General features: G+C 41.1%; 8 protein-coding genes and 2 pseudogenes. 6 read left to right on the top strand and 4 right to left on the bottom strand.

Annotated elements, in window-relative coordinates:
- Window positions 1-70: 70 nt before the first annotated feature.
- Window positions 71-2,563: a S8 family peptidase gene (locus RAM70_RS08320; RefSeq protein ID WP_312673240.1), complete on the bottom strand. Its 2,493-nt coding sequence runs from the start codon at window positions 2,561-2,563 to the stop codon at window positions 71-73.
- Window positions 2,564-2,577: 14 nt separating this feature from the next.
- Window positions 2,578-3,588, bottom strand: coding sequence for an AAA family ATPase (locus tag RAM70_RS08325; RefSeq protein WP_312673241.1), 1,011 nt, complete (start codon window positions 3,586-3,588; stop codon window positions 2,578-2,580).
- A gap of 370 nt (window positions 3,589-3,958) precedes the next feature.
- On the opposite strand from RAM70_RS08325, the gene RAM70_RS08330 reads away from it, so the two are divergent.
- A complete protein-coding gene (locus RAM70_RS08330; RefSeq protein ID WP_312673242.1) occupies window positions 3,959-6,010 on the top strand; it encodes an NAD(P)H-quinone oxidoreductase subunit 5 in 2,052 nt (683 codons plus the stop codon).
- 104 nt (window positions 6,011-6,114) lie between these two features.
- On the opposite strand, the pseudogene RAM70_RS08335 reads toward RAM70_RS08330, so the two are convergent.
- Together RAM70_RS08335 and RAM70_RS08340 are read right to left on the bottom strand one after the other, a co-directional pair.
- A pseudogene (locus RAM70_RS08335) lies at window positions 6,115-6,285 on the bottom strand (ATPase); the annotation flags it as partial.
- A 73-nt stretch (window positions 6,286-6,358) separates the two neighbouring features.
- Window positions 6,359-7,255: pseudogene (locus RAM70_RS08340) on the bottom strand (DUF4351 domain-containing protein).
- 150 nt (window positions 7,256-7,405) lie between these two features.
- Between RAM70_RS08340 and RAM70_RS08345 the strand changes: the two are divergent.
- The 5 genes from RAM70_RS08345 (at window position 7,406) to RAM70_RS08365 (ending at window position 12,587) form a co-directional block, all read left to right on the top strand.
- Window positions 7,406-9,112, top strand: a complete 1,707-nt coding sequence (locus tag RAM70_RS08345; RefSeq protein WP_190380171.1) for a potassium channel family protein — start codon at window positions 7,406-7,408, stop codon at window positions 9,110-9,112.
- Window positions 9,109-9,363, top strand: a complete 255-nt coding sequence (locus RAM70_RS08350; RefSeq protein ID WP_045362440.1) for a hypothetical protein — start codon at window positions 9,109-9,111, stop codon at window positions 9,361-9,363. The genes RAM70_RS08345 and RAM70_RS08350 overlap by 4 nt, the downstream gene beginning before the upstream one ends.
- A gap of 261 nt (window positions 9,364-9,624) precedes the next feature.
- Window positions 9,625-10,191 (top strand): nicotinate-nucleotide adenylyltransferase, encoded by a 567-nt coding sequence (locus RAM70_RS08355; protein WP_288001355.1) that lies wholly within the window; start codon window positions 9,625-9,627, stop codon window positions 10,189-10,191.
- Window positions 10,188-10,916: an NUDIX hydrolase gene (locus RAM70_RS08360; protein WP_190356412.1), complete on the top strand. Its 729-nt coding sequence runs from the start codon at window positions 10,188-10,190 to the stop codon at window positions 10,914-10,916. The genes RAM70_RS08355 and RAM70_RS08360 overlap by 4 nt, the downstream gene beginning before the upstream one ends.
- A 12-nt stretch (window positions 10,917-10,928) precedes the next feature.
- Window positions 10,929-12,587 carry an NAD+ synthase gene (locus RAM70_RS08365; protein WP_288001357.1) on the top strand — a complete coding sequence of 553 codons (1,659 nt, stop codon included), beginning with the start codon at window positions 10,929-10,931 and terminating at the stop codon, window positions 12,585-12,587.
- Window positions 12,588-12,590: the final 3 nt, after the last annotated feature.

Below are 12,590 nucleotides of genomic sequence, written 5' to 3' on the forward strand. Positions count from 1 at the left end.
CTTACAGAGAATTGTTACCAATTGTCTCAATTCCTGAGATATATTTAATGGATGAAGTTCGATGTAAAGATTAAATCTCTGTTTCTATTGGTATGTTAGTGGGTGTATCTTGACTGATTAAAATTAAATTAGATACAGGGGTGTAAATATCACACTCAATTTCTGGTACTCGAATCGTTACAATTAATGTATAGCGAACAGGTTGATCATGGCGTTCCTCTTGTGTTTGTTCTTTCCACCATCCACCAACAGGATAAACGCCTATCATTCCTCTACTTGCTAAATCGACGGCCGTTCCTGTCCATATATCAGAATGAAGTGAACCTTGACTCCTTAAATGAGGACCCAAAAACCAGTTATCTTCCTCTTTACTGCCAGAAATATTTTTTTCTTCTTTTCTGGTAGCTTTATTAATTCTATGTCGAAATTGGTCATCGGTCTCTAAAGGTTTTTTTACTTGAAATCTGAGTCCATAAGAGGCATAATGGTGTTTTCTTTTATAACCTCGCTCCCCTGGATTAGGTTCTATAAAATACGATAAAGTTACTCTCAGTTCTACCTTGGCTTCTCCTAATTGTTCTAGCTTTTCTTTTGGCCAGGGTAAGCTATGAAGATTCATTTTGTCTGTTTTAATGTCACTACCATCTTTTTTAAAAGGTGTCAATTGATCTTCAATAACCATTGTTAAATCACTATTTGAACTTTTTAAAGCTCTGTCTAAATCAGGAACACCATATCCATAGCGACGAATCAAATTTTTTTTATCTTGCTGCTTCAATTTCTTTGGAAAATTAGCTATCATCCTAACAGTCCATTCGGCTGAATGAACGATTAAAGCGCGTATTGTTTCTGGCCAATATTTGGGATTTTCTGAAAGAATTCGAGCAGCCATATAACTAGCGAGTGCAGTTGCACAACTGGTATCACACATATAAGTAAACAATTTATAGTTATGACTATGAGCAGTTGTTAATAAGCATAAATCGTCAATCATTTGTGCATAATTTTCCCCATCTGAGGCATAATTTCCTCCTTCACAAACAATATCCGGACGAATTGGCCATTGATTTTCCCAAGAAACAGAAGTACAACTTTTAGGAGATAAATCACCCCAAGGAGCTACAGGTTGCCAACCTTGAAAGTCGGGATGACTGATATTAACTTTTTCAGTGTAAGCTCCCACAACAAGAGCATTCCAAGCTTGTGCTGGGTTTTCAATTGTTGCCACATCATTGCGGGTTAAATAATCAGATAAAGATATTTCTTCTCTGATATTTCCTGCTGAAATAATGATTAATCGCTTAAAATTATCTTCACCAAAAGATAGTTGATCTATTGCTGCTGACCATGAGGAGGGAGTTCCATAATTTGGTGATGGCTGCTCGCTAGTTACAGCCATACAGAAAATACGTTTTCGCTTGGGATTTTGTATTTCTGGACGAGAGACTGCTTGCTCTGTAATTGCGCCATAAAGTTCAGGATCATTTTGTCCGACAGGAGGGAGAATTTTAACTGATTCTAAACGGTGAATAAGCGTTATATATCCTTGTGTTTGTAAAGCATTAAATAAATCATCAGAAAGAATTAAACCCGCCATTTCTGTACCATGTGTATTATGAGGATCATGAGTTCCCCAATTAGGATCACAAGTATATAAATCACTACTATCAAGACCTTTTTCAATCAGTTTATGTCGTCTATTAACTCCATAATCAAGAAGACAGACAGCAACAGCATTATCTCTAGGAGGTAAAGTTCGATTCCATAAATCCTCGACCCATTCCTCCTTTTCAATTAATTTCATATCAAGAAAAAAGGAAGGCGTATCTTTAGCAATTCTTAATTCTGCAACCGTATCAGAATTTTGAAGAACTTGCTGTATTTTTTCTACATTAGCCATAGCTAAAGTAACAGTTCTTTCGGGAAAATGTATATGAGATTTAGTCATAATATCGAGTCTTTGAGCAATGGTTTGGAAGTCTTCAAGTTGTCCACGACGTAACCATACTTCCCACCAGATTGCTTGTCCATTCTGAGGAAATAAAGCAGTATCATCAGTAAATAATGATTGAACTGTACCAATTTCAACGTTTTCTAGTCGGGTTATTAGGGATGCATTTTTTGGGTTTCCTTTTGTTGTTTCTTCATCACGATATTCTTCTACTTTGTTCTCAAAAAATTCTGTCGCTGACTCTGGTACAAAAACGGTAGCCTTAACTATATTTTCTTGGTCAGGAGAAGGCTTAACAGCAACTAATTCAATTTTTTTGCGTTTATCTCCTAAATTTTCAAAAGCATTCGCTTGATCTTTTGTTACCTGAAATTCTAAATAGAATCCGGGTTGTCCGACGGCAATTTCCGATAAACGTGATTCTAATTGTTGACGAGCTTTCGTAATCGCTTCACCAATAGCAAGTTCTAATTTTGCAGCGTGTTCTATTCTGTTCCGATCGGGTGGTGGTGGAGCATTAACTGAGAGCGGTGAAGTATAATTGACGCTTTCACGAAATTTATCGTTATTCCGTAGATACAAGTGAGGAAGACGGCGAGAACGTTGCGACATTATGGGATTAGGTTTTATTCATTGAAGTTCAGATCCTTACGTTCCATAATAGCTGAAATCAGAGAATCTTCGCTTACCTTCTGACTATTTGACAAAACAGCTTGCTTGGCTGCGTCATCTGTCGCTCTGACAATTTCAGCTTGAGCGAGTCCATTGGCTTGATTAAGAATGTTTGACCAATCTTTCCAGTCAATTTCAAAAGAAATAAGACGAGATTCAATCAATTCACGAATAATTGCGGCATCGGGAAGCTGATATTCAATTACATCATCAAAACGCCTAAAAAGAGCTTTGTCTAGTAACTGAGGATGATTAGTTGCTGCCAAAATCAAACTATCCCCTTGCTCTTGTTCTAAAAACATCAAAAAAGAATTGAGAATGCGACGAATTTCTCCCACGTCGTTAGAATTGTGACGTTGAGTCCCAATCGCATCAAATTCATCAAAAAAATAGACCCCTTTTGTTATTGTCATTGCCTCAAAAATCACTTTTAAACGACTAGCCGTTTCTCCCATATACTTGCCCATTAGACTATCGTATAAAGTCGTAAACAAAGGTAATTTAAGCTCTCCTGCTAAAGCTTCAGCCGTCATTGTTTTACCAGAACCCGGTGGACCTACTAACAACAGTTTCCGACGAGGCATAAGATTATGTTCTCTGAGTCTTTTTCCTTGTCTTTGTTCAGTTAATACTCGTTTAAGTCTAAATTCAAGGTCAGAGGTTAAAATCATATCCGATAATCGAGTATCGGGATATCTGACCGAAACCAGATTGGCTAAATTTACGGTGAGCTTGTCGAATCCGTCTCCTTTTGGTTGTACTAAAGGAATTGGATCAGATTTTTTTTCAATAACCGATTTACTAGCCTTTGCTTGGTCAATTAATTCGCGAATTTCTTGGGCTAACTTACCATGTCCTTGTCTTGCTTCGTGTGCAGCCATCTGTAGGGCAGCAGAATAAAATTGCTGCTCTTCTCCTTCTACATGACTTTTTAGAAGTGCTAGGATATGGCGAGCGGTGGACATGATACCTCGTTAAGTTAAACTCCCCATCATACTCAATGATTTTAACTGTGACAGGCACTATATGAAGAATGATTTCCCTTTTAGACTAATTTTGATCGGTATAGTTAAATTGTACTAAATAAATTGTCCTATTGGCTAGGAGAAACCCGTATTTAATCGTTTCCTTGCTTTCGTGGTTATTCGATAATTTTACCGCTTCTCCCTAAAAATTACCGTCCCGCTCGCTAAACTGCCAAATTGATAAGATCCTTTGACCTTTCGCCGCCCTATTGAGCAAAACTAGGTATAAACACTTTCTTAAGAATTAACCTATGTCACAATAGATGAAGATAAACCAAATAGTGTGAAGTTGTAAACTAGGTATTACTGAATGGAACCGCTTTATCAGTACGCGTGGCTAGTTCCCGTCCTGCCTTTGGTAGGCGCTACCCTAGTGGGCGCGGGCTTAATTTCCTTTAATGAAGTCACCAATCGTCTGCGACAGGTGAATGCTGTATTGATCATTTCTACCCTCGGTGCGTCGATGGTGCTGTCTTTTGCGCTGCTGTGGAGTCAAATCAATGGACACGCTCCCTATACCCAAATGATCGATTGGGCATCGGCGGGTAACTTTCACCTGAAAATGGGTTATACGATCGATCACCTCAGTGCTTTAATGTCGGTTATCGTCACCACCGTGGCCTTTTTGGTGATGATTTATACCGATGGTTACATGGCCCATGACCCCGGTTATGTGCGTTTTTACGCCTATCTGAGCATTTTTAGCAGTTCTATGCTCGGTTTGGTCATCAGTCCTAACCTCGTCCAGATCTACGTTTTCTGGGAATTGGTGGGGATGTGTTCCTATCTGCTAGTAGGTTTCTGGTTCACTCGTCCGGCGGCTGCCGAGGCCTGTCAAAAAGCCTTCGTTACCAACCGCGTCGGCGATTTTGGCTTATTACTGGGAATGCTGGGGCTTTTCTGGGCCACTGGTAGCTTCGAGTTTGATATCATGGGTGAACGTCTAGAGGAATTAGTCTCTTCTGGAGCCATTGCCGGCAGTTTAGCGGCATTATTCGCCGTTTTAGTCTTCCTTGGACCGGTGGCCAAATCAGCCCAATTTCCCCTTCATGTCTGGCTACCGGATGCCATGGAAGGTCCGACCCCGATTTCGGCCCTGATTCACGCCGCCACGATGGTGGCCGCTGGAGTTTTCCTGATTGCCCGGATGTATCCCGTTTTTGAGCCAATTCCCACGGCGATGACGGTAATTGCTTGGACGGGGGCCTTTACCGCCTTTCTAGGGGCAAGTATCGCCCTCACCCAGAATGATATAAAAAAGGGTTTAGCCTATTCCACCATCTCCCAATTGGGTTATATGGTTATGGCTATGGGTATCGGCGCTTATAGTGCCGGGTTATTCCACCTGATGACCCACGCTTATTTTAAAGCGATGTTGTTCCTCGGTTCTGGTTCGGTCATCCACGGTATGGAGGATGTGGTCGGTCATGAGCCGGTTTTAGCGCAAGATATGCGGATGATGGGCGGTTTACGCAAGTATATGCCCATTACTGCCCTAACTTTCCTGGTGGGAACTCTGGCCATCTGTGGGATTCCTCCTTTCGCTGGTTTCTGGTCGAAGGATGAAATTCTCGGTTTAGCTTTTGAGGCGAACCCGTCCTTATGGTTAATCGGTTGGGCCACTGCGGGTTTAACAGCTTTTTATATGTTCCGGATGTACTTTAACACCTTTGAAGGGGAGTTTAGAGGGACTAATAAGGAGATTAAACGCCGACTGTTAGCCAATGCGGGCGCGATTCCGGCTTTTGGACCGGGGGCAATGAATGTTAAGCAATTGGACTCGGAAGCGCAGGAAGAAGACAACGACGGCCATCATGCCCATGAACCCCACGAATCGCCAATTACGATGACTTTACCTCTAATGATTTTAGCGGTTCCTTCTTTGTTGATTGGTTTGGTGGGTAAACCTTGGCAGAATTTCTTCGAGGGTTTTATTCATGTTCCTAACGAAGTGGTAGAAGAAGTTCATGCTTTTGATTGGACAGAGTTTCTGATTATGGCGGGTAATTCGGTGGGGATTGCTTTAATCGGGATTACTGTCGCTTCTTTGATGTATCTCCAGAAGAAAATTGACCCCGCAACTATTGCCCAAAAATTCCCCGTTTTGTATCGTTTTTCCCTGAACAAATGGTACATTGATAATCTCTATGATCGAGTTTTTGTCCAGGGTTGTCGTCGTCTTGCGCGGCAAATTATGGAAGTGGATTATCGGGTTATCGATGGGGCGGTGAATTTAACTGGTTTAGCTACTCTTGTCAGTGGTGAAGGTCTTAAATACCTTGAAAATGGTCGCGCCCAATTCTACGCTTTAATTGTCTTTGCCGCAGTTTTGGGTTTAGTAATTGTCTATAGTCTGGTGTAGATTTTTAATCCGTTGACTAAAGATTTTTAGGGGGCGCAAAGCCCCTTTTTTCGGCTTTAAGTACCCCTTTTTAAGGGGAATTTAGGGGTAGCAAACTCTTATAGTCATATTTGGGTAAAGCGATCGCTTTTGATATACTCTTTAAAAATAGATGATAATTGAAATCGGTTTTGCTCCCTTTGAGTTAAATAACGTTGTTGCAAGGATTGTAAACCATTGATTAAATCACTGGCAGATAAATCTAGGTTATTTTTTAACTCCTCTCTAGATAAAGGTGGAAGTCCAGTAATTACAATTTCCTGAGGATCAAGAAAACAATCAGATGAGTTTAAAATTGCCTTTCCCGTTTTAGGCTTGATTAAGCCAATTGATTAAGTCAGCTTGACTCTCAAAGTCTAGTAATGCTTCTCCTAAGTCTTCTAATTGTTCAACGGTTAGTTTTTGGATAGTTTCGGTAATATGCGGGGGTAGTTCACCAAAACGTCGTTTAAGTAAGCGTAGCACTAGGTTGGCTTCTCCTTTTTGAAGTCCGATAGCTTCTCCTTGTTGAATAGCTTTTTCTCTATCTTGTTCGTATAAAGGGGCTAAACGCATAATAAATTTCCTCTCCTCTTGGGTTCTTTTGGGTAAGGCTTGCAAGTTTCTACTCAAATTGTATAATAATTTTAAGGCAGCTGATTTAAAGGGATGATTAGAAGATAATGCCTCTAATTCATCAATCGCTCTGGTTCTGGTTCCTCCTCTGCCTAGTAATCTTAACCAAAGGGTTTCAGGGGTTTCGGGTAATTGATGTAGGACAATAAGGGCTGTGGTTAATGCTGGAGGTAAAAAATAAATTCCTTCTCCCCAATCTGGGTTTAATTGAGCGGAAAAAGCAGTTATAATTCTTTGACTGGCAGTAGGAGTTAGTATCCATAGTCTAGGAATATTTTATGCTAATAAGGGTTGTTGGTGACGGTGAGCTTCTCTTTGTAATTGTTCCCGCACAGTAAACAGTTTAGATAAACAGGCAATAATGCCCTCAATCGTGACTGGATTGCGATAGGGTTCCAATAAACAAGGGGTTTGAGCTAATCGGCCTAATAAGCCTAATTCAGGCGGTATTTTGGGAGAAGTCGGCCGAAAATACACATCGATTTCTTGAGTTTCTGCCGTCACATCAAGGCTAGTTTTCACGTCACCGGAAGAAGAGAGAAAGGTTTCGAGGTAATCTTTACTAAATTTGTCCCAAAGAAAGCGAGTCAAGACTTAAGTGATTAAATCAGTGATGAGGGTTATTTTATCATCTTCAAAGCCTGATTAGGAAAATTGGCAGCATTGCAGCTTTAGTTACAGATTTTTCCTAGTTTTTGCGCTAAAACTGAAAGGTTAATCAGCAAAAAACGCGCTCGACGAATGAAACCGCAAATCATCGTCTGTGGATTAGGTCGCACGGGTTATAAAATCTTTTGTTTACTCAAACAACAATCTGCGGCAGTAGCGGCGATTAGCGATCGCCAAATGGTCTGCGAATACCAGTCTGATATTATTATCGGCGATCCCTGCTCTCCTAAAACTCTCCTGCAAGCTGGCCTTCCAGATGCAGAAACCCTAGTTTTGGCCATCGATAACGACGCACTCAATCTGGAAATTCTCACCCGCGCCAGGATAATTAACCCGAAAATTCGGATAGTTAACCGACTATTTAACGAAACTTTGGGAGAAAGACTCGATCAAACCCTCCCTGCTCACGTTAGCATGAGCGTTGCTTCCCTAGCAGCCCCGATCTTTTCCTTTGCTGCCCTTGGTAATAAAGCTATCGGTCAATTACAGCTATTCGATCGCCTTTGGCCAATTCAAGAGATAATTATTGAGGAAAATCATCCTTGGTGGGGATTACCCCTTTACGAACTTTGGGACGATCCGGCCCGGATGTTAATCTATTATCTCCCCGCTCACGACGAAATCGATCTGGTTTCCGCAGTTCTTTCGGGCAAAAAACTCCAAACTGGCGATCATCTCATTATCGGCAATAAACCGACAATTAGAGCAAAACAGCGTTTTAAACTGCAAAAGTGGCTGAGAAATCTACTCAATCTCCGTCCCTATCAGCACTATGTCCAACCAGTAATTCTTGTCACCCTTTCCCTCCTGGGGATGATTTCCCTTGCTACCGTTACCTATCTCAGCGTTAATCAAAAAATTTCCCTCGTCGATTCCCTCTATTTCTCTGTCGGGATGATTACCGGCGCCGGAGGTAACGAAAAAGTGGCCGAATCTACCCCCGATAGTATCAAAATTTTTACCGTGGTCATGATGATTGTCGGTGCGGGGGTTATTGGTATCTGTTATGCTCTCCTCAACGATTTTATTCTCGGTAGTCGCTTTAAGCAGTTTTGGGATGCTACCCGCATTCCCGTCCGCAATCATCACATTATCTGTGGTTTAGGAGGTATCGGCACCCGGATCGTGCGACAATTGCACGACCAAGGCTGTGAAGTGGTGGTGATCGAATCGGACCCCAATAATCGATTTTTGCATTCCGTGCGCTCCTGGGGAATCCCCGTCATCATCGAGGATGCGCGTCTAGTGGCTACCCTAGAAACGGCTAATATTAACAACGCTGAATCTTTGATCGTGGTTACTTACGAGGATATGATTAATGTGGAGATTGCCCTCACTGCTAAAGCGATCGCTCCTAAAATTAATCTAGTTTTACGCTGCTCTCAGGAACAATTCGGGCGATCGATTCAAGAAGTTTTTGATTTTGATACGGTATTATGTCCCCGGGATCTGGCTACCTATTCCTTTGCCGCAGCCGCTTTGGGCGGTAGAATTCTCGGTAATGGCATGACCGATGATCTCCTCTGGGTTGCTTTGGCTACATTAATCACACCTAATCATCCTTTTATGGGGCAAATTATCAAGGAAGCGGCGATGAATGCCGATTTTGTGCCACTTTACCTAGAAAAACAAGGTCAAACTATCCACGGTTGGCAATTACTGGAAATTACTCTCGATCAAGGTGATATTCTTTATCTAACTATGCCGGCTATGCGTTTACAACAGGTTTGGCAAAATACTTCCCTAACTATTCCCCAATCTTTCCCCGATTTAAAATGATTTCTGGTCTTAATTATCTGAGCAAAGCTAGTTATCGCTGTATCTTGAGTTTAGGCAGTGCCGGCAGTATTTTAAGTCTCGCTAGTGCCAGCAGCATTTTAAGTCTGGTTAGTATCGGCAGTATGCTCAGTATTGGCAGTGTCGGCAGTATTCTCAGTATTGGCAGTGTCGGCAGTATTCTCAGTATTGGCAGTGTCGGCAGTATCTTTGGCATTTTTCAATATCATTCTCTGCCTAACCATCCTGAATAGGTCTAATGAACTATTCCTCACCGCTTCTTTGTCGATGAAGACAAGAGATAACTATCCTATTCATAAAACCTAAGATTATGTCAAATTTATCCGGGGTTTTAGATATTTTGACCCGATAGCGGCTCGATAACTTACTTTTGCAGGAGATGACTGATCCTCTTGCCCTATTTTGGTAAAATCAACTATAATGGGGAGAAGTTAATCTTTGCCAAGCTTGAGCAGAGTTAAACTAATCCCTCAGTGAGCAAGCAATTGAATCCTATGCTTAAAATTGCCCTTTTTGGAACCAGTGCCGATCCTCCTACTGCCGGTCATCAAGCCATACTAAAATGGTTATCGGAACAGTACGATATCGTTGCAGTTTGGGCTGCCGATAATCCCTTTAAAAATCATCAAACCAGTCTCGAACATCGTCTGAGGATGTTAAATTTGCTCATCCGGGACATTCAAACCCCAAGGGATAATATACAACTGCGACGAGAATTAAGCGATCGACGTAGCTTAATTAGTGTGGAAAAAGCGCAAACAATTTGGGGAGAACAGGAGGAATATACCCTAGTCATTGGTTCTGATTTAGCGGGACAAATTAGGCACTGGTATCGCAGCCAAGAATTACTAGAAAAAGTCAAAATTCTCGTGATTCCTCGTCCCGGTTATCCTATTAACCAAGATGATATTGAACAACTGCAAACATTAGGGGGTGATTGTCTGATTGCCGATGTCTTTGCTCCGGCTGTATCCTCAACAGATTATCGAGAAAAAGGCGATAAACAGGCTGTTCCCGCACCGATTAAAGATTATATCGAAGGTCAAAAACTTTACCCATGAAACCGCTAAATACCCTAGCTAATAAATCTCTAGCTGATTTTAAAGTCGGAGTTGATAACGTGATCTTTTCCGTTGATACCCAATTAAATCGGCTGCTAGTGCTTCTGATTAAAAGACGGGAAGAACCCTTTAGTAATTACTGGAGTTTACCCGGGACTTTAGTGAGAAATGGGGAATCACTGGAAACGGCAGCCTATCGAATTTTAGCCGAGAAAATTAGCGTCAATAATCTCTATCTGGAACAGTTATATACTTTTGGCAGTCCAGAGGGAGATTCCCCGGCAGCGGCCGAGAGTTTTGGGAAACGTTATCTATCGGTGAGTTACTTCGCTTTAGTGCGGTTTGAAGAAGCAAAGTTAATCACTGAACGGGATTATAATATCACTTGGTATATGATTGATAAAGTGCCAGATTTAGCCTTTAATCACGGTCAAATTTTGGAATATGGCTGGCGAAGATTACGCAATAAAGTAGAATATAGTCCCGTCGCTTTTGAGGTTTTACCAGAATTATTTACTTTAAATGATCTTTATCAATTTTATGAGACAATTTTAGGTAAAAATTTTAGTGATTATTCTAACTTCAGAAATCGGCTATTGAAATTAGGATTTCTCAAGGATATGGGTTTAAAAGTCTCGCGTGGTGCCGGTCGTCCCGCTAGTTTATATCGCTTTGATGAAAAAGCTTTTGCTCCCTTTAAAGAGCAACCGTTAGTTTTTGTTTAAATAGGAAAAAATATGAGAATTGCTATCGCTCAATTAAATCCCATTGTTGGAGATATCGAAGGAAATGCCCAAAGAATTTTAGAGGCTGCTCAAACAGCATTTAATCAGGGAGCAGAATTACTTTTAACCCCGGAATTATCCCTCTGTGGTTATCCTCCCAGAGACTTGTTATTAAATCTGGGTTTTGTGGAGAAAATGTCTCGACAATTGCAATTATTGTCCCAACAATTACCAGAAAAGTTAGCCGTCTTAGTCGGTTTTGTCGAAAAAAATCCCTCGGCAACGGTCAGGGGAGAAAAGCCGTTATTTAATAGCATAGCTTTGTTAAAAAGTCAAGAGATTAAACAAATTTTTACTAAACGTTTATTGCCTACCTACGATGTTTTTGATGAGGATCGTTACTTTGCTTCTGGGAAAGAAAGTCAATATTTTCAACTAACAGAAAATAATGTAAAAATCGGTGTAACTATCTGTGAAGATGTTTGGAATGATGAACAATTTTGGGGTCAGCGTCAATACGCAGTTAATCCCATCGCCGATTTAGCTAATTTAGGAGTGGATTTAATCGTTAATCTTTCCGCTTCTCCCTACAGTGTCGGTAAGCAAAAATTGCGAGAATCTTTATTATCCCATAGTGCCACTAGATATAATTTACCGATAGTTTACGTCAATCAAGTGGGAGGTAATGATGATTTAATTTTTGATGGTGACAGCGTGGCTTTTAACCGACAAGGAGAAGTGATTTATCGCGCTCAGGCATTTACTTCTAGCCTAGAATTGATCGAGTTTAATCAGGATTTGTTACCCGCAGTTATTCATCCTTTACCTGTCGATGAAGATGAGGAAATTTATCGAGCTTTAGTCTTAGGAGTACGAGATTATGTGCAGAAATGCGGTTTTAAACGGGTAATTTTCGGCTTGAGTGGTGGCATTGATTCTAGTTTAGTTGCCGCTATTGCCAGCGACGCATTAGGTAAAGAAAATGTTCTCGCTGTGATGATGCCTTCTCCCTATAGTTCCGACCATTCCATTAGCGATGCAGTGGCTTTAGTTAATAATTTAGGTATCAAAAGTGAGAAGTTAGCAATTCAGGAAATTATGACCGCTTATGATCAACTTTTAGAGCCGGTTTTCGCTGGGACTGATTTTGGTATTGCCGAAGAAAATCTTCAGTCACGCATTCGCGGTAATTTATTAATGGCCCTCTCTAATAAATTCGGTCATTTACTATTATCCACTGGCAATAAATCAGAAATGGCGGTGGGATATTGCACTCTTTACGGTGATATGAATGGTGGTTTAGCAGTGATTGCTGATGTGCCGAAAACGAGGGTTTATTCCCTCTGTCGCTGGTTAAATCGGCACGGGGAAATTATTCCCCTCAATGTGATTAATAAAGCTCCTAGTGCTGAATTAAAACCCAATCAGAAGGATCAAGATTCTTTACCTCCCTACGAGATTTTAGATGCTATTTTAGCACTATTAATCGATCGCCATCAATCCGCCGAACAAATTATCGCCGCCGGCTTTGAGGCAGAAATTGTGCAGAAAGTGATTAAATTAGTTAAAAATGCCGAATTTAAGCGCAAACAAGCCCCCCCGGGTCTAAAAATTAGCGATCGCGCTTTTGGCACTGGTTGGCGAATGCCTATCGCTAGTCGCTGGGGTTAGGGG

The sequence above is a fragment of the Microcystis wesenbergii NRERC-220 genome (assembly GCF_032027425.1).
GTDB classification, from domain to species: Bacteria; Cyanobacteriota; Cyanobacteriia; order Cyanobacteriales; family Microcystaceae; genus Microcystis; species Microcystis wesenbergii_A.